Here is a 17,418-nt window from a genome sequence, read left to right as displayed (position 1 = left end):
TCTCCTCGTTATTTGTAATAGTCAAATTCAAGACCATACATGCGGACCGTATCTCCTTCTTCAATTCCCGCCTGTTCAAGCTCGTCTAAAATTCCGTTTTCTTTTAAGAATTTCTGGAAGAAGCTGAAGCCTTTTTCTGATTCCAGATTTGTGTAGCCTAACATCTTTTCAATGCGGGGACCTTCTACCACGTATACACCATCTTCTGTAACTTCTACAGTATAAGGAAGCAGTGTATAAGCCAGGCTATTAACATCGAATTCCTTTTCAAATATGATCGGACTTAAATTCACAGTCTGAAGCAGCTCATAAATGGCATATAACAGTTCTTTTACGCCCTGACCGCTTACTGCGGATATAGGATACACCTTAATACCCCGAGGTTCAAATTCTGCCTTAAGCCTTTCAACCGGATCATCACCGTCATCATATATTGCATCAGTCTTATTGGCTGCAATGATCTGAGGACGTTCCATCAACTCCGGATTATAAGCCTCTAACTCCTTATTAATTGCATGGATATCCGCAATGGGATCCCTGCCTTCCGTAGATGCAGCATCCACTACATGAACCAGGACTCTTGTCCGTTCAATATGGCGGAGAAAATCATGTCCTAATCCAACGCCCTCAGAAGCACCCTCAATAAGCCCTGGAATGTCAGCCATAACAAAGCCCTTTCCTCCATCCACATCCACAACTCCCAAATGGGGATTTAAGGTTGTAAAATGGTAATTGGCTATTTTAGGTCTTGCATTGCTGACTCTGGAAAGAAGTGTGGATTTTCCAACATTTGGGAAACCAACCAGTCCCACATCCGCAATAACCTTTAATTCAAGCTGGATCCAGAGTTCCTGACAAGCCTGTCCAGGCTGGGCGTATTTGGGAGCCTGCATGGTGGGGGTTGCATAATGCATATTTCCCTGTCCGCCTCTGCCTCCCTTTAAAATAACTTCCCGGCGGTTCTCGCCGGACATATCTGCTATAACTTTTCCGGATTCAAAATCCTTGAGTACCGTACCTTCCGGGACCTTGATCACCAGATCCCTGCCATCTTTACCATGGCAGCGGCGTTTTCCGCCTGATTCCCCATCCTGTGCGGTATATTTGCGAATATGCCGGAAATCACTTAATGTGTTTAGGCCTTCATCTACCTCAAATACAATATCACCGCCGCGGCCTCCGTCACCTCCGTCAGGACCGCCGCACGGAACATAAAGTTCCCTCCGGAAGCTGACATGGCCATCGCCGCCTTTTCCGGATCTAATAAATATTTTTGCTCTATCGGCAAACATTCATTCACCTGTTACCTTTCTTTTCGATTAAATTAGGGCTTAACCCTTTCCTTTAAAGGGTTAAGCCCCTTTCTTAAAGGGTTCAACCCTAAATTGAGCATGAGCAGCGAATTTTTGAATACAGGCAGCCAGGCAGTTCCTGTATCTTAAAAAAACGGCTCCATACGTTTAAGGTATGAAGCCGGTCCAATTATTCGTTAATTGCTTTTGGATAAACAGAAACCTGCTTTTTGTCTCTGCCTTTTCTCTCAAATCTTACAACGCCATCCACTAAAGCGAATAATGTATCATCACCGCCACGGCCTACGTTGATGCCTGGATGAATGTGAGTTCCGCGCTGTCTGTACAGAATATTGCCAGCTAATACGAACTGACCATCAGCTCTCTTAGCGCCTAATCTCTTAGACTCGGAATCTCTACCGTTCTTGGTAGAACCAACACCCTTTTTATGAGCGAAAAATTGAAGGTTCATTCTTAACATTACTTACACCTCCTTAAATCGGATTTTAATATATGGTTCTCCATATTCTTCTTCAATATCCTGTAATCCCAATACCAAAGAATTCATGAGGAGTTGTGATCCTGAACTTATATCTGAAGTAAAACGGAATTGAAAAGCACCTGTCTTTTCCTCCTGATCCACTTCAAAGGAATCTTCTGTAAACTGTTCCACGCTGTTGGCCATGTTAAATGTAAGCGCTGACACCGCAGCACAGACAAGTTCCTGCCCTTCCTGATGATCATCAGCTAAACCGGCATGTCCCAACATCTGAATTCCTGCATAATGCTGTTCTGAATCAACCATTACGGTTACTCTTATCATAATTAAGCATTGATCTTTTCGATCTTAACCTGAGTATAAGACTGTCTGTGACCATTTTTCTTATGGTATCCGGATTTTCTCTTATACTTGTAAACAATAACTTTCTTAGCTTTGCCTTCCTTTACAACTGTACCTGTTACGGTAGCACCTGCTACGGTCGGGCAGCCAACAGCTAATTCACCATTGTTTACAACAAGTACCTGGTCAAATGTGACAGCTTCGCCAGCGTCAACACCAAGCTTTTCTACTTTAATGATATCGCCTTCCGCTACTTTGTACTGCTTTCCACCTGTTGCAATAATCGCGTACATATGGCACCTCCTATTATCATTACTCGCCAACTGTGGTGTTCCAGAAAAATCCAGAAACTTATAAACCTCATTGTGCGGCATACTGTACTAATATATCATTCCCTAACTGTTCTGTCAATATCTTTTAAATAAAAATAATCAGCTTTCCCGCCTGCAGCCTGGCTTTTTCTTGTATTTCTTTCTGACACCTAGTATAATAGAAGCCGTAGGATAAAACAAGGGGATACGAATAAAAACAGCCTGGTATTTATAATCATATATTTACCAGCTTTTGTCATGGACATGTTGTCAGCAAAAGAAACATTTGGCCTACTGTGCTGCCATCCTTCCGGTGCCATGGCCGCCATGATTCTGTATATTATCATCATGATCATTTTTATTATAAGAACAGTTATGAACCTAAAAATTTTCATAAGCAAATGAAAGGAGATTAAACTATGAGAATCTTTTTTTAACAGAGAATGGAGTTTAGCTGAAAAACGATTATCAATCGTATCGGCACTTTTATTGGGCTGCGTCCTGGGCTTTTTATTCGCGCCAATAAAGAAAGGGGTTTACTGCGGCAACCATAACGGAAACACCAGTCTTCCGGAAAAATGCACAAAGGAAACCCAGTAACATTTCATTTTTCTATCTACGAACCAAGGCCGCAGAGCTTTAAAAATCTGCGGCCTTTTCCTTTATTAGTTATTTTTCCATGTAGACGGTGCAAAAATCAATAGCATTGGGAATACCTCCAAACGCCCCGCCAGCATGTCAAACATCATAACATATTTGGACAAAGCAGAAAAATGGGAGAAGTTCTGGAGAGGACCGGCTCCTGCCAGTCCTGGCCCGATGTTATTAAAGGTTGCTGCTACAGCGGTGAAATTGGTGGTGAAATCAAAGTTATCCAGACTGACCAGCAGAACGGAAACTGTAAAAATCACGATATAAGCACCTAAAAATGTATTGATGGACCGGAGCACATTATGTTCAACGGGCTTTCCCTCCAGCTTTATGATCTTCACGCTTCTGGGATGGATCATGGATGCCAGTTCCTTTTTAACAGCCTTTAAAAGGATAACGACTCGTGATACCTTAAAGCCTCCGCCCGTACTTCCTGCGCAGGCACCGATAAACATGAGAGCAACCAGGATCCCTTTTGAAAATTCCGGCCATAAATCAAAGTCAACGGTGGAATAACCTGTTGTGGTGATAATCGAAGCCACCTGGAAGGCCGCATGATGAAAAGCGGAAAACAGGCTTCCAAAGCTGCCGCGGATGTTTAATGTAATAAACAGAACAGACACCGCAATGATTCCCAGATATGCCCTGGCTTCCTCACAGCGGAAAGCATCCTTTGGATGGCGGGTTAAAAGCAGGTGATACACATTAAAGTTGATACCAAATAAGATCATAAATACGGTAACAACTCCCTGCAGATAATAGCTGTCATAAAAAGCCATGCTGCTATTCTTAATACCAAATCCGCCTGTACCGGCTGTACCAAAGCTGATTGCCAGTGAGTCAAAAAGGGGCATACCTCCTATCAGCAGAAGGATGACTTGCAGCACTGTCATAAATAAATAGATCGTATAAAGGATTTTAGCAGTCGTCCGCACCTTGGGCACCAGTTTTCCTACGGAAGGGCCGGGGCTTTCCGCCTTCATAATGTACATATTATAACCGCCGGCAAGAGGAAGGATGGATAAAATAAATACCAGAACCCCCATGCCACCAATCCAGTGGGTAAAGCTCCTCCACATGATCATACAATGGGAAAGAGATTCCACATCCGGCAAAACACTGGAGCCTGTTGTGGTAAAGCCGGAAATAACCTCAAACATGGCGTCTTCAAACCTGGGGATTTCCCCACTTAAATAAAAGGGCATTGCCCCAAAAAAGCTTAATACGATCCAGCTTAGTGCAACGGTAACAAAACCTTCTTTTGCAAAGAAAACCATGTTTTCAGGCTTTTTGCGGGTAAAAATAAACCCGATGCTTCCGCAGACCGCCATAACTGCCAGAAACCAATAACCGCCGGTTTCCTTATAAATCAATGCTGTGATACACGGCAGCAACATAAAAGCTGCCTCAATATTTAAAATCCAGCCCATCAGATAAATGATAACTTTTTTTATTCATAGCCTTTTCGCCTTTTCCTACCTTAGTATGTCCTTCAAATCATTGAGCCCGGTCACCGTGGTGACCACGATTACCCGGTCGCCTTCTTCCAGGGTGTCCTTTCCACGGGGACTGATAAAACGCCCATTCCGGTTGATAAAGGCTACAAGCAGGTTATTTTTAAGCTCAAGCGTTTCAAGTGGTATCCCTACGATACTTGACTCATTTGCCACACGGAATTCCAAGCTTCCGCCCTGTCCGCCACAATTTTATAAAGGGTTTCTACATTGCTTCCCATAGAATTCTGCATGGCACGGACATACTGGAGAATGGTTTCAGCGGTAATGAGCTTGGGATAAATCACACTGCCTAAATTCATGGAATCAATGACATTTTCAAATGCGATCCGGTTCACCTTAGTAATAAGCTTTGCCTTGGACTGGCTTGCTGCGTAAAGTGAAAGCATGATGTTTTCTTCGTCAAAGCCCGTAAGAGAAGCAAAAGCATCGATCTGTCCGATTCCTTCCTGAAGAAGCAGCTCCTGATTGGAGGCATCCCCATGAATGACCATGGCCCTTGGCAGAAGCTCGCTCAGCTCATTGCAGCGTTCCATATTCTGCTCCAGAATCTTAACGTTAATCTTTGTGTTTTCCAATAATTTGGCAACGTAATATGTAATCTTTCCGCCGCTACCAGCATTGCTGTTCGAATTGTATTGTTATCAATCCCTACCTGCTTGAAGAATTCGTTGGCTTCCGCAGGGGAGGCGATAAAGGATATCTTATCTCCTGCCGCCATAACGGATTCACCGCTTGGTATGATGACTTCGCTGCCGTGCTCAATAGCACAGATCAGCACATTGCAGTGAAGCGCGGTCAGGACCTCCCGCACCTTCATGTTATGAAGGATGGAGTGATCAGGTACACGGAATTTTAAGATCTCAATCCTGCCCTTGGCAAAGGTATCAATTTTGATTGCAGATGGAAAACGCAGCAGCCTGGAGATTTCCATAGCCGCAGCCATCTCCGGGTTAATGGCCAAGGAAAGTCCCAGTTCCTCCCTGATATAGTTGATTTCAGAGTGATATTCCGGATTACGGATCCTGGCAATGGTATGGCAGTCTCCTGCTTTTTTTGCAATCATGCAGCAAAGCATATTCAGCTCGTCGGAATTGGTTGTGGCAATCAAAAGATCTGTCTCCTGAATTCCTGCCTCCATCTGTACTTTATAAACCGCCCCATTTCCCACGACGCCCATAACGTCTATTCTCTCTGTAACAGAGTTAATGACATCGGCGTTTTTATCAATGAGCATAATATCGTGATGCTCGTTATTTAACTGCTCTGCCAGGGTCACTCCCACCTTACCGCAACCCACTATAATGATCTTCATAATGAAACCTTCTCCTTCATCTGCATTGCCTGCTCATAAAGAGGCTTTCGTATTTTTTTTCTGGTCACTTCCACCAGGTTTAATTTTGTCATTTCAACAACAGTCGTCTTGACCGGATCTTTGGATAAAATCCCCTCCAGACGTTCCATAAGGATTCGCCTGTCTTCTTCTGCTTCCATATCAATAAAATCAATAATAATGATACCAGATAAATTCCTGAGACGCAGCTGATGCCCGATTTCCTCGGCAGCCTCTAAGTTAACCTTTTTGATGGTTTCCCTGAGTTCTTTTTTTCCCGGAATACTTTCCTGTATTTACATCAATGACTACCAGGCTTCTGTAGGTTCGATGACCAGGTAACCTCCTGATTTCAGCCAGACCCTTTTCCCCAAGGCCTCTTCCATGGTCTTTTCTATCCGGTAAAGCTTTCTTAAGGGAAGCAGACTGTCCTCATACCATGTAAGAAGTCCTAAGTCTTCCGGCTGGAACTGGGTAAGATATTCTTTTACAGCCTGGTAAATATCCGGTTCATCAGTAATGACTGCTTCCAGGGAAGACTTAAGGCTGTCCCTTAAGCCAGTTAAGTAGGAAGGAGCCGAGCTGTAAAGAAGGCTGTAACAGGTTCTGTGTTTTGCATTGTCCAGCATCATCTTAAAAGATTCCTTTAACTGGATCAGTTCCGATTCCAGTTCCTCTTTTGGAACCTTATAGGCATTGGTGCGGACAATTATGCCGAAGTCTTCTTCTTTCCTTGATTCCAGAAATGGCTTCATATCCTGTTTCCATGCCTGGTCCGTAATCTTAGTCGAAAAGCCAATCTGCTTCTTTCCAGAGGTCAGGACGAAATAGCGGCCGGTGAAATTTAAGTTTCCGGTGAGAACCGGAGCCTTTGTCTTCACTGCATCCCGTTCTACTTGAACGATGATTTCATCACCCTGGCGCAGTCTTCCGTCAAAGGGCCTCTGGTCTGCGAAATGGATGCTGGCGTCAGACAGGCTTAAATATCCCATCTGTCCCCCTCCCATATCTACAAAAGCAGCATTGATGTTTTTAACGATGTGATTAACTTTTCCGATATAGATGTTGCCCAAAACGGACTGGTTTTCCTCCGGCTCAATGTCCACCTGAACCGTTTCTTTTCCTGACTGAAAAAGGGTGATGACCGAGCCGTTCCATCTTGTTATGATTAACTTATTCAAGGGATTCTCCTATAAGCCCTAAAGGCACAAGTATTCTATGTTCCTCATCTCCCGTGTTGCCGTAGACCTCTTCTCTCTGGATCTGGAAGGCAAACTCCGGGCAGGTCTGTCCCAGCCACTGATAATAAGCCTCCATCACCAGCTCAGGCTTTAAATTATCTGCGCTTCCGGCAGACACCTTCATGAAGATGGCCTCTCCCTGGACCGAGAGTTCATAGATAAAATCTTTTAAGTCCACTTCTTTTTCGCCTTTTTTCGTCTTTTTGGTAATGAGGATATGATCCTGCTCCACAAACTCCGAAAGGCCCTTTAAAAATGAATCCAGATCTTCTGGCTGCTTTCCTTCCCGGAACGTCAGGGTATAGTCCGCTGCAGCAACCAGTGACATGGCGTTCTTCGCCCGTTCATCAAGCATATGGCATTCCGTGATCCGGATTCCCTCTGCCATTACTTCATTTAACTGGTTCATCATGGTTTTGCAATCTTCCATGGAATGAACTTCAATGTCCATGTATTCTCCATTGCTGGTAAGCCCCACTCCTAAAGGTGCTGCAAAAGACATGACCTGATGGGGGCTGAAGCCTTCGCTGTATTTGATATCAATGCCAGCCCTTCTCATGGACTTCTGGAAATAACGCATGATATCCAGATGACCCACAAATTTGACTGGACCTTGCTTGGAAAATTTGATTCTAAGCTTCATAGCAGACACCTCCCTTGAAATCCATAGCCCCGCAGCCTGAACATCTCTCCCTGCAGTTGGGGGTGACTTTCTCATTGATGGCATTCTGCCATTCTCTCTTTAAAAACTCTTTTGACACACCTGCATCAATAAAGTCCCAGGGGAACACTTCTTCTAAGCCTCTTTCTCTGACCGTATAGAAATCCGCATCTAAGCCGCAGGTTTCAAATGCCTTCATCCAGATATCATTTTTAAAATGTTCTGACCAGGAATCATAAATAGCACCGTTTTTATAGACTTCTTCAATCAGAGCGGAGATTTTTCTGTCCCCGCGGGCCAAAACGCCTTCCAGGACCGTCAAATCAGCTTCATGATAATTGTATTTTAAGCTCTTCTGATTCAGCATCTTTTTAAATTTGTCTTTAACAATATAGGCTCTCTCTAAGAATTCCTCTTTTGTGCACATCCTCGCCCACTGGAACGGTGTGAAAGGCTTTGGAACAAAGAAGGAGGAGCTTGCTACTACCTGGACTTTTCCGTTTCTCTGGTCCTTTGGAATCTCATAGTAGACCTCTGCCACCTTTTCCGACAGCTCTGCAATCCCTTCCATATCCTCTACGGTTTCAGTAGGAAGTCCCAGCATAAAGTAAAGCTTTACCCGGTTCCAGCCGCCCTGGAAGGCTTCTCCCGCTCCTTTTAAGATGATCTCTTCTGTCAGCCCCTTGTTAATTACATCACGAAGCCTTTGGGAACCAGCCTCAGGGGCAAAGGTTAAGCTGCTCTTTCTGATATCCTGGACCTTGCTCATGACATCAAGGGAAAAAGCGTCGATACGAAGGGAAGGCAGGGAAATATTGACCCCCTTGTCCTTAAATTCATCAATGAGGAAATTCACAATTCCCTCTAAATGGCTGTAATCACTGGAGCTTAAAGAGCTTAGGGAAATTTCCTCATGCCCGGTGCTCTTTAACAGCTTACAGGCATAATCCTTTAAATATTCCAGGCTGTGTTCCCTTAAAGGACGGTAAACATTGCCGGCCTGACAGAAACGGCAGCCCCTGATGCAGCCCCTCATGACTTCCAGGACCACCCTGTCCTGGGTCACCTTGATAAAAGGAACCACCGGCTTTTCAATATAATAAGCCTCATCCATGGTAACAACCAGCTGCTTTGTTATTTTTTTCCTTTGCATGAGGATTGTTAGGCTTCATGCTCTCTATGGTGCCATCCTCTTTATAGGTCACATCATAAAAAGCCGGAACATAGATGCCATCAATCTCCGAGACCATCTCCAGAAATTCCCGGCGGCTTCCTCCGTTTTTCTTATTTTCCTTATAACGGTCCATAAGCTCAAAATAAACGGTTTCCCCTTCGCCGATGTAGAACATGTCAAAGAACTCCGCCAAAGGCTCAGGATTGTATGCACATGGTCCGCCTCCTATGATAATGGGATCTTCCTCTGTCCGGTCCGCCCAGTGAAGGGGGATTTGTCCCAAATCAAGAACCTGCAGGATGTTTGTATAGCACATTTCATATTGGAGGGTGATTCCGATAAAATCAAATTTCTTAACAGGGTCCTGGGATTCCAAAGCAAAAAGAGGAATATTCTGCTCCCTCATGATCTGGTCTAAATCCGTCCAGGGTGAAAAGATGCGTTCACAGTAAATATCCTCTCTGCGGTTAAACATATCATATAAAATCTGCATTCCCAGGTGGGACATCCCGATCTCATAAACATCAGGGAAACACATGGCAAAGCGGATGTCCACGGCAGACAAGTCCTTTTTTTACCATATTTACCTCGCCGCCGATATAGCGGGCCGGTTTTTCAATACTTAATAAAATCTCATCGCTTAATGCTAGTTTTCTCATGGTCATTCCTTTTTATTATTTGCAGTTTATGAATCTTTTTAGTAGAATTGCAGTCTCTTTATTTTTTTCCAGCAAATCATTACATGATGATACTTTGCATAATTATAGGATACTTTCGGTGATTAATCAACTCCTAAATTACCTGTGGGAACCCCCAGACACGGAAAAAACCAGTGAGCACAGAAAAAGGCAGTGATCCATGGGGTCTTTTTTTTACGTTCCCGGGATCCCGCCGTTTACAAAAGCAGAGGCTGCCTTGCTTTTTGGCCTTTCTTTTGTACGTCAACTGTTTTCCATGATACAAATAACAGCAGGCAAGCCATCCAAATCGCTTTTTCTCCCAGCCATACAGACAACCCTGCTCCCAAAAGTGCTCCGACAAAAAACGCTGACAGGATTCCAGTGTAATGATATGCCCTTTTCCGGCACCTTCTGTTATTTCTGACAAAGCCTTCGTAATACATTTCCGCACAGGAACGCATATTACCCGTACAAAAGACCGGCGCGTAGGTGGCATTCCCTCCAAAGTTTCGAAAAGTACAAAATTGAACCGCTGCGGCAAATGATACTGCCGTATTGGCAAACAGATGCGCAGGGTATTGGGGATAAAGCCGACCAAAAATAATACGGCAATTTCCAGAAATAAAATACCTGATATCCAATTGGTGTGTTTCTCATTATAAATTTTATAATAAAAATGTCTCGCAAGGAAAATGCCTATCCAGAATGCTCCGATCGGCACACATGCCTCACCCATTCCTTTATAATTCTTTGAGAGAAACCGGATTGCAACCAACACAAAATTCCCGGTCTGGCCCGTGGCAAATACATTGCCTCTTTCAACATAAGAATACGCATCCATAAGTCCGCCTGTTGCTGCCAAAAGCATGTGAAATCCGATGTGGTCAGTAAACTTTATTTTTGATTCATTTCTCATATGCTAATATCTCCCTACTGCTTGATGCCCATGGACTTCTAACATTATAGTACATTCCCGCAGTAAGTACAAGGGTGGTTGTCACCAGTGGGATTGGCCGGGGCATTTTCCTCAAAAAAATTCTGCCCTGACCCCTTCGGCATAGCGAAAAGTTCAAGGCAGAAATATTGTCATTTATGCTCTCCTGTCAGCTATATTTTATTTCTTTGCCCATAATAACCGGCACTCCCCATTCCAATCTCAATCTCGTCTTCTGCCATCACAAAAGTCGGTATAGAATATGGAATCAATTGTAAAGCTGCAATTGATGATAAATCACCTCTTTTTTATTTTTTTTCATATGTATAGTTGACTTTACATGTAAAATCAACTATACTATAGCTGAAAGGAGGAGACTATGGAAACATTATCTAATACCGTAAAAGATCTACGAACGCAAAAGGATATATCACAGGGAAAACTGGCTGAACTCGTTGGAGTCACCAGACAAACCATTATTTCTTTGGAAAAAGGCAGTTATGTACCCTCTCTGCTTTTGGCTATGCGGATATCTGAGGTGCTGGAAGCACCGATTGAACAAATATTTAAGAAGGAGAATATCTAATGAAAAAAACTATATTTATAAGTGTTGGTAACATAATATTATTTCTACTGTTTGGCCTGACTTTTTTGTTTCCTTTTTCAGAAATTTACCAGATTGAAACCACCGGGTTTCGGGGAACTTTTACAATCTATCCCATACTACTGGTTATTTACCTGATTATATATCCCGTTGTTTATTATATTACTGGAAAAAAACTCAAATGGAACAAAAAAGATAATTCCGAACTGTCATTTTCAGATGAACGAGAAAAAGTAATCGTATCCGAAGCAGTGAAAACATCATATAAAATATTGGTAGGTGGTTTGATTGTTATTATAGCGATAATTGGAGGCGTTAAATTTTTCGCACTATTTACCCATGAAAATATCAGTATATATTTTGTCAGCGTACTGCTGCTGACAATATTGCTTGTTGTATCCACAGTTTTTTATTGTATTAAATGGTGTTTGGAATACCGCAGATAGCATTACATTGAAATTTATTGCTGCAATACAGAGAAAAAGCCGATAACCTGTTGAAAATAACCTGGTTATCGGCTTTTGTTTGCTTTTTTTCATGCAGCTGCGAATAATAAACCATCATACTTAATATGCCATTTGGCTCTTTATTCTCTTTCCCCAAATTTCTCCACGATCTTAAGAAGAAGCTCCACTACCTTTTCCATGGACTGAACCGGGATGAATTCAAACTTACCGTGGAAGTTATAGCCACCTGTGCACAGGTTTGGACAGGGAAGGCCCTCATAAGACAAGCGGGCTCCATCCGTACCACCGCGGATAGGCGTTACCATAGGCTCTATTCCTATATCCTCCATAGAAGCCTTTGCAATGTCGATCAGGTACATGTGAGGTTGGATTTTTTCCTTCATGTTAAAGTAACTGTCTTTTAATGTAAGGTCTATGGTTCCAGCCAGATAGCGGCTGTTGAGATATTCCGCCACTCTCTCCATAAATGCCTTTTTCTCTTCAAATCTCTCTTTGCTGTGATCCCGGATAATATAATCCATACGGGCTTCCTCTACCGTTCCGAACATGGAATCCAAATGGTAAAATCCCTCATATCCTTCTGTATACATGGGGTTTTCAGCGGAAGGAAGCATGTTATGAAACTCCATGGCCATCAGCAGGGCATTTCTCATTCTTCCTTTGGAAGATCCCGGATGTATGCTGGAGCCATGGACAATGACTCTTGCAGAAGCAGCATTGAAATTTTCATATTCTAATTCTCCTAATCCGCCGCCGTCTACGGTATAGGCCACATCTGCACCAAAGCCCTTTACATCAAAGAAATCAGCGCCTCTTCCAACCTCTTCATCCGGTGTAAAGCCAATTCGGATTGTTCCATGAGGTATCTCCGGATGGGATAAGAGATGCTCCGCCATAGCCATGATCTCAGCAACTCCGGCCTTGTCATCCGCCCCCAGCAGGGTGGTGCCGTCTGTTGTAATAATGTCCTGTCCCTTATACTTTAAAAGATCCGGAAAATCACTGGTTTTCATGATCAGGCCGGTCTCTTTATTCATCAGAATATCGCCGCCGTCATAGTCTTTAACGATCTGCGGCTTTACACATTCCCCGGAATAGGCTGGGGCTGTGTCCATGTGGGCAATAAAACCAAGTACCGGGACAGCCTTATCTGTGGTGGCTGGTATGGTGGCATAAACGTAGCTGTGCTCATCCACCGTGACATTTTCCGCTTTCATGGCCTTAAGCTGGGAAACCAGTTCCATGGCTAATACCCGCTGCTTTTCCGTACTTGGAACTGCCTCCATATCCTCTTTAGACTGGGTGTCAAAGGATATATACTTTAAAAAAATTATCTAACACTTGTGACATAATAAAACCGCCTCTTTTTCTATATTTTATTTTTCCATACTTAAAATGGCTTTTATAGCGCCTGCCATGGACCATATGGACAAGCCATAACCAACGGCAAGATCAATGAAAAATCCTCTCCACATATCCATATCAGACATCAGTGTTCCAAAATTTGAAAAGACATAGGCCAGAGTTTCAAAACTGGCTTCATATTGGAAGTATGCCCTTGTCATGGATACTACATAATCCAATAGATTTGCCCCAGTGATCATACCGGCTGTTATGATAAGACATATAACGGCCCCTTTTTTTGTCCAGTGAACCGCCAAGCTTCTGGTAACCGCCCAAAGCAAGCTTCAGCATAACAAATCCGGCTATTCCGGCAACAAATCCCACCTGACCGATGAGTACCCACAGTCCTACTCCCAAAAGAGATGCAAACAGTGCGCCGATCACGCCCAAAAGCAGATTAGACGGCTTCTCCTCCAGAGCAGCGGATACCTGAAGGACTGCTTCCGAATCCATATTTTCAGAGCTCATGTGATATTCCCCAGTTAAAAAAACGATCTGGAAATTCTTCTTTTTTAACCGCAGCCTTCCTTTTCACCTGACTGATGAGTTCCTGGAACGCTTCCTTATTCTTTTGTCCCTTTCCTTTTTCCAGAGCAAGGGTATGGTATCTTTGATCCTTTGTTTCAGCCATAAGCCTTTTTCCTATTGTAGAGGAAGTATCGTAAATCCGCTCAATGGCCTCGTATGGGATGATATCAAAGCCCTCTGCATTGGCAATGATATATTCATTGGTCAGATAAAGCTGTTCCTTTTCATAAGAAGTGGTAAGAGCCTCATTAAGCTGTCTGTCTAATGCAAGCAGCTTTTCTGCCGGCCATGCCTTTAATGTGGCCCGGCTTCTCTTAAATCTCTGGCTGTTAAGACTTCCTGCCAAAATCAGGGTTCCTGCCAGGGCAGCTATAAATCCAAAGGAAAAAACAGTTGAAATCATTCCAGAAGCATTGGAGGCCGGTTTTCTGGTGGTATCCAAATAGTATTCTCCAAAATAATCCGAAAAATTATCCTCTGTTACAAGTTCCTCTCCCCACATGCCATTATAACTTTCTATGGCATACTCTCTGATATCATCCTTTATAGGCGATGACATGCCATAAAATGTCACCGGCTCCGGCGCTTCCTCGGATTCATCGTACAAGTAGGATTGAATCTTTAAATATTCCTCAGACAAGTCTCCATGGACCTGTACAATATAGGGAAGAAGGTTTTCATCATAAGCAAAGTAATAATGATTTGTTTCCTTAAAATCTGCCGCAAATTCCCGGGTCATCATCTGGGCATTTAACCTGCTGTAAATATCTGCCCCATCATATACATGAAACTCTATGGGTTCCACATCAGGTTTTGTATTGCCTAAAAGCTTCATTCCCATTCCGGCCCCCAAAAAAGAAACGGCAGTGATATACAGGAAAATGACCGGCATCACCCAGCTGTAAATCCGTGTCATCCTTTTCATCCTGCCGGACATCTGTTCTTTCATTCCCATATCCTCCCATAATTTCAATTATTTTATTATACCATGGAACAATAAGGCTGTCCATGACTCTATGTACACAAAAACGCTGGAAAAGAGAGCAGCCTTTCCAGCGTTTTTATCAGGTTAACGGTTGGACAGTTCCCTGGTAATATCTTCCCAGGACACGCCTTTATAAGCCATCAGCACCATCATATGATAAAGGAAATCTGAAATTTCGTATTTTACTTCCTCTGGATTTTGGTTTTTGGCTGCTATGACAATTTCCGTTGACTCTTCCCCCAGCTTTTTTTTAATATCTTGTCAAGACCTTTGTCAAACAGGTAATTGGTATAGGAACCTTCCTTTGGATTCGTCTTTCTGTCAAGAATTACTTTAAACACCTCTTCAAATACCTTTAAGGGATTGCTCTCCTGATACTCCTTCTTTACCAGATTCTGATAAAAACAGCTTCTCGCCCCTGTATGGCAGGCAGCTCCAATCTGGTTCACCTTCGCTAACAGCGTATCATTGTCACAGTCCAGGGCCAGAGACTTCACGTACTGATAGTGGCCCGAGGTTTCTCCCTTCCGCCAAAGGCTTTCACGGCTTCTGCTGTAATAGGTCATGCAGCCGGTCTTAAGGGTCTCATGAAATGCCTCTTCGTTCATGTAAGCCAGCATAAGCACTTCTCCTGTCCTGTAATCCTGGGTGATCACAGGAATCAGTCCATCATCATTCAGCTTAAACTGGTCAAAGCCTACCGGGCTTTCAAAGGTATCAACTCCCACTCCCAGGGCTTTTAGATCCTGTTTTAAATCCATGCAGTTCACTTCCCCGTCAAAGCTTCCCACCAGGCCATTCACATTTTCCATTCCAAGGGCATAGGCAAAAAGCTCTGCATCCTCACCGCATCCGGTGATCAAAAAGGCTTCTTCACAGGCAGAAACAGCCTGAAGCTTTTCCCCGGTGACTCCCATATCACCAAGGATCATGACGGAAGCTCCCAGCTGGCATATTCCTTGGTCCGCTCCAAATACGAACAGTCCGGGAGATAAGCATAAATCTTATCATCTCCGAACCGGTCTGACGCCTCCTTCATCAAATCCACATTTTCATCAAGGCTTACGTCAAGAAACGCTGCCTTTGCACCTGCATAAAGGTATTTCTTCACATCCTCAAAACGCCTGACTCTTCCCCCTAAGATTAAAGGAATATCAGACAGTCTTGCAATCTCCTTCATAAGGCCGATTGTCCGTTCATGATCTTCTTCTGACTCAGACAGATCATGGAGAAAAAGCTCATCAGCTCCGCTGTCTCCGTAAAAACAGGCCAGAGTCAAAAGATTTTCCCCATAACATACCTTTTGGTCATCAAGCCTGACTGCCTTCCCCTCCCTGATACCAAAACCTGCAATTAGTTTTTTATACTCCATCATATCCTCCCCTGATGATCCTGCTTTTCAAAGGCTTCAATGGCCTCCTTTAAATCGATCCGTTTCTCATACAACGCCTTCCCGATGATCGCACCGCGGACACCAGCATGGTAAAGCTGTCTTAAATCTTCCATGGAAGACATTCCGCCGGATGCAATGATATTCATTCCGGTTTCTTCTGTCAGCTTTTTCGTATACTCCACATTGGGCCCCGTCATCATCCCGTCCCTGGATATGTCGGTGTAAACGATATGGCGGACGCCGTATTCCTTCATCCTGCCACAAAGCTCTGATGCGGAAATTCCGCTGATCTTTTCCCAGCCTTCTACTGCCACCATTCCATCCTTTGCGTCAACCCCTGCCACGATCCGATCCTGCCCGAACTTTTTCACCATGTCCCGGATAAATTCCGGGTTTTCGGCGGCCTTTGTCCCGATGATCACCCTGGCAGCTCCCAGGGAAAGCATGGATTCAATCGCCTCTTCGCTTCGGATGCCGCCGCCTATTTCGATTGGTATGGAAACGGTATCCGTTATTTTTTTGATCACCTTATCATTTACAGAACGGCCGGCCAAAGCCCCGTCTAAGTCCACAAGATGAAGAAACGTGGCTCCCTGGGACTGCCAGAGGGCAGCTACTTCCTCCGGGTTTTGGGAATAAACGGTGATCTCCTTAAATTCTCCCTGTTTCAAACGGACGCACTGCCCGTCTTTTAAGTCAATTGCTGGATAAAGCTGCATATGGATTCTCCTTTATAATGTTCCCTTTGTGGACAATACACCCGAGATTCTCTGGTCAGGTGACGTTGCTTCATCAAGAGCCTTTGCAAAAGCCTTGAAAGCCCCCTCGATCACATGGTGGTTATTCTCTCCTGCCAGTTTCCTGATATGCAGGTTCATTTCGGAAGCATAAGAAACAGCATAGAAAAATTCCTTTAACATTTCTGTCTCAAAATCCCCCACCCGTTCTCCCGTAAGCAAAACATCGTAGCCTAAATATGGTCTGCCGGATAGGTCAACGGCACAGAGGACCAGAGTTTCATCCATGGGAAGGATCATGCTGCCGTAACGTTTTATGGATTTTTTTATCACCAAGGGCCTGTTTGATGGCAGTTCCCAGGACAATGCCTGTATCTTCAACGGTATGGTGGGTATCTACCTCAAGGTCTCCTTTTACCGACAGGGTCAAATCAAAAAAGCCATGACGGGCAAAGCTGTTTAACATGTGATCAAAAAATCCAATCCCCGTATGGATCTCAGCCCTTCCGCTGCCATCTAAGTCAAGGTTCAGCCGGATATCTGTCTCACGGGTTACCCGGAAAATATCTGCACTTCGTCCCATCGTTCAACCTTCTTTCATCACTTTATTGTTGGATAAGTCCGCAGTGGCGCTCGCAAAACCTGCGGTTTTACTCGCTCCTGTCCTA

The 17,418-nt window shown here is 43.9% G+C and carries 18 protein-coding genes and 3 pseudogenes; 2 read left to right on the top strand and 19 right to left on the bottom strand.

Features of this window, described 5'->3' with window-relative positions:
* Positions 1-8: 8 nt before the first annotated feature.
* From obgE to JCM10519_RS00965, 11 genes and pseudogenes are all read right to left on the bottom strand, one after another.
* Positions 9-1,292, bottom strand: coding sequence for a GTPase ObgE (gene obgE / locus JCM10519_RS01005; protein WP_054737702.1), 1,284 nt, complete (start codon positions 1,290-1,292; stop codon positions 9-11).
* Between the two features lie 190 nt (positions 1,293-1,482).
* Positions 1,483-1,773 (bottom strand): 50S ribosomal protein L27, encoded by a 291-nt coding sequence (gene rpmA, locus JCM10519_RS01000; protein WP_013272669.1) that lies wholly within the window; start codon positions 1,771-1,773, stop codon positions 1,483-1,485.
* A 3-nt stretch (positions 1,774-1,776) separates the two neighbouring features.
* On the bottom strand, positions 1,777-2,115 hold the full coding sequence (locus JCM10519_RS00995) for a ribosomal-processing cysteine protease Prp (protein WP_054737701.1): 339 nt from the start codon (positions 2,113-2,115) through the stop codon (positions 1,777-1,779).
* Between the two features lie 2 nt (positions 2,116-2,117).
* Complete coding sequence (gene rplU / locus JCM10519_RS00990; RefSeq protein ID WP_025233053.1) at positions 2,118-2,426, bottom strand: 50S ribosomal protein L21; 309 nt, start codon at positions 2,424-2,426, stop codon at positions 2,118-2,120.
* Between the two features lie 683 nt (positions 2,427-3,109).
* A complete protein-coding gene (locus JCM10519_RS00985; RefSeq protein ID WP_347842718.1) occupies positions 3,110-4,492 on the bottom strand; it encodes a TrkH family potassium uptake protein in 1,383 nt (460 codons plus the stop codon).
* A gap of 78 nt (positions 4,493-4,570) precedes the next feature.
* Positions 4,571-4,765: a TrkA C-terminal domain-containing protein gene (locus JCM10519_RS24905; protein ID WP_347842717.1), complete on the bottom strand. Its 195-nt coding sequence runs from the start codon at positions 4,763-4,765 to the stop codon at positions 4,571-4,573.
* Positions 4,741-5,187 carry an NAD-binding protein gene (locus JCM10519_RS24900; protein WP_347842716.1) on the bottom strand — a complete coding sequence of 149 codons (447 nt, stop codon included), beginning with the start codon at positions 5,185-5,187 and terminating at the stop codon, positions 4,741-4,743. Before JCM10519_RS24900 ends, JCM10519_RS24905 begins: the two co-directional genes overlap by 25 nt.
* The gene (locus JCM10519_RS24895) at positions 5,124-5,924 is read right to left on the bottom strand and encodes an NAD-binding protein (RefSeq protein ID WP_347842715.1); all 801 of its coding nucleotides are present in this window, start codon (positions 5,922-5,924) and stop codon (positions 5,124-5,126) included. Before JCM10519_RS24895 ends, JCM10519_RS24900 begins: the two co-directional genes overlap by 64 nt.
* Positions 5,921-6,934, bottom strand: a pseudogene (locus JCM10519_RS00975) (ribonuclease E/G). Before JCM10519_RS00975 ends, JCM10519_RS24895 begins: the two are co-directional and overlap by 4 nt.
* Positions 6,935-7,115: 181 nt before the next feature.
* The gene (locus JCM10519_RS00970) at positions 7,116-7,826 is read right to left on the bottom strand and encodes a TIGR03936 family radical SAM-associated protein (protein ID WP_054737699.1); all 711 of its coding nucleotides are present in this window, start codon (positions 7,824-7,826) and stop codon (positions 7,116-7,118) included.
* Positions 7,816-9,677, bottom strand: a pseudogene (locus tag JCM10519_RS00965) (TIGR03960 family B12-binding radical SAM protein). Before JCM10519_RS00965 ends, JCM10519_RS00970 begins: the two are co-directional and overlap by 11 nt.
* Before the next feature lie 1,334 nt (positions 9,678-11,011).
* On the opposite strand from JCM10519_RS00965, the gene JCM10519_RS00955 reads away from it, so the two are divergent.
* Positions 11,012-11,218, top strand: coding sequence for a helix-turn-helix domain-containing protein (locus JCM10519_RS00955; RefSeq protein WP_054737698.1), 207 nt, complete (start codon positions 11,012-11,014; stop codon positions 11,216-11,218).
* The gene (locus JCM10519_RS00950) at positions 11,218-11,682 is read left to right on the top strand and encodes a hypothetical protein (protein WP_054737697.1); all 465 of its coding nucleotides are present in this window, start codon (positions 11,218-11,220) and stop codon (positions 11,680-11,682) included. The genes JCM10519_RS00955 and JCM10519_RS00950 overlap by 1 nt, the downstream gene beginning before the upstream one ends.
* Before the next feature lie 140 nt (positions 11,683-11,822).
* Here JCM10519_RS00950 and pepT read toward each other — a convergent pair whose 3' ends face one another.
* The 8 genes and pseudogenes from pepT to hisB form a co-directional block, all read right to left on the bottom strand.
* Positions 11,823-13,037, bottom strand: coding sequence for a peptidase T (pepT, locus tag JCM10519_RS00945; protein ID WP_054737696.1), 1,215 nt, complete (start codon positions 13,035-13,037; stop codon positions 11,823-11,825).
* Between the two features lie 205 nt (positions 13,038-13,242).
* Entirely contained in the window at positions 13,243-13,575 is a 333-nt protein-coding gene (locus JCM10519_RS00935) for a hypothetical protein (RefSeq protein ID WP_054737694.1), read from the bottom strand.
* Positions 13,565-14,584 (bottom strand): hypothetical protein, encoded by a 1,020-nt coding sequence (locus JCM10519_RS00930; RefSeq protein WP_054737693.1) that lies wholly within the window; start codon positions 14,582-14,584, stop codon positions 13,565-13,567. Before JCM10519_RS00930 ends, JCM10519_RS00935 begins: the two co-directional genes overlap by 11 nt.
* A gap of 120 nt (positions 14,585-14,704) precedes the next feature.
* Positions 14,705-14,836: a phosphoribosyl-ATP diphosphatase gene (gene hisE / locus JCM10519_RS24890; RefSeq protein WP_347842912.1), complete on the bottom strand. Its 132-nt coding sequence runs from the start codon at positions 14,834-14,836 to the stop codon at positions 14,705-14,707.
* Positions 14,833-15,552 (bottom strand): bifunctional phosphoribosyl-AMP cyclohydrolase/phosphoribosyl-ATP diphosphatase HisIE, encoded by a 720-nt coding sequence (gene hisIE, locus JCM10519_RS24885; protein WP_347842714.1) that lies wholly within the window; start codon positions 15,550-15,552, stop codon positions 14,833-14,835. Before hisIE ends, hisE begins: the two co-directional genes overlap by 4 nt.
* The gene (locus JCM10519_RS00920) at positions 15,549-15,995 is read right to left on the bottom strand and encodes a HisA/HisF-related TIM barrel protein (protein WP_347842713.1); all 447 of its coding nucleotides are present in this window, start codon (positions 15,993-15,995) and stop codon (positions 15,549-15,551) included. Before JCM10519_RS00920 ends, hisIE begins: the two co-directional genes overlap by 4 nt.
* Entirely contained in the window at positions 15,992-16,732 is a 741-nt protein-coding gene (hisA, locus tag JCM10519_RS00915) for a 1-(5-phosphoribosyl)-5-[(5-phosphoribosylamino)methylideneamino]imidazole-4-carboxamide isomerase (protein WP_054737691.1), read from the bottom strand. The genes JCM10519_RS00920 and hisA overlap by 4 nt, the downstream gene beginning before the upstream one ends.
* 12 nt (positions 16,733-16,744) lie before the next feature.
* A pseudogene (gene hisB / locus JCM10519_RS00910) lies at positions 16,745-17,333 on the bottom strand (imidazoleglycerol-phosphate dehydratase HisB).
* Positions 17,334-17,418: the final 85 nt, after the last annotated feature.

The sequence above is a fragment of the Clostridium sp. NkU-1 genome, assembly GCA_001312405.1.
Note: the sequence above shows the minus strand (reverse complement) of the source record. Positions and strands in the feature narration are given on the sequence as shown.

Coding starts and splice junctions, on each gene's coding strand:
- JCM10519_RS00920 (WP_347842713.1), bottom strand. CDS start 15,995: ATGATGGAGTATAAAAAACTAATTGCAGGTTTTGGTATCAGGGAGGGG.
- JCM10519_RS00950 (WP_054737697.1), top strand. CDS start 11,218: ATGAAAAAAACTATATTTATAAGTGTTGGTAACATAATATTATTTCTA.
- hisIE (WP_347842714.1), bottom strand. CDS start 15,552: ATGATCCTTGGTGATATGGGAGTCACCGGGGAAAAGCTTCAGGCTGTT.
- JCM10519_RS00995 (WP_054737701.1), bottom strand. CDS start 2,115: ATGATAAGAGTAACCGTAATGGTTGATTCAGAACAGCATTATGCAGGA.
- JCM10519_RS00970 (WP_054737699.1), bottom strand. CDS start 7,826: ATGAAGCTTAGAATCAAATTTTCCAAGCAAGGTCCAGTCAAATTTGTG.
- rplU (WP_025233053.1), bottom strand. CDS start 2,426: ATGTACGCGATTATTGCAACAGGTGGAAAGCAGTACAAAGTAGCGGAA.
- obgE (WP_054737702.1), bottom strand. CDS start 1,292: ATGTTTGCCGATAGAGCAAAAATATTTATTAGATCCGGAAAAGGCGGC.
- JCM10519_RS00985 (WP_347842718.1), bottom strand. CDS start 4,492: ATGTTGCTGCCGTGTATCACAGCATTGATTTATAAGGAAACCGGCGGT.
- JCM10519_RS00935 (WP_054737694.1), bottom strand. CDS start 13,575: ATGAGCTCTGAAAATATGGATTCGGAAGCAGTCCTTCAGGTATCCGCT.
- hisA (WP_054737691.1), bottom strand. CDS start 16,732: ATGCAGCTTTATCCAGCAATTGACTTAAAAGACGGGCAGTGCGTCCGT.
- JCM10519_RS00930 (WP_054737693.1), bottom strand. CDS start 14,584: ATGAAAGAACAGATGTCCGGCAGGATGAAAAGGATGACACGGATTTAC.
- rpmA (WP_013272669.1), bottom strand. CDS start 1,773: ATGTTAAGAATGAACCTTCAATTTTTCGCTCATAAAAAGGGTGTTGGT.
- JCM10519_RS00955 (WP_054737698.1), top strand. CDS start 11,012: ATGGAAACATTATCTAATACCGTAAAAGATCTACGAACGCAAAAGGAT.
- JCM10519_RS24895 (WP_347842715.1), bottom strand. CDS start 5,924: ATGAAGATCATTATAGTGGGTTGCGGTAAGGTGGGAGTGACCCTGGCA.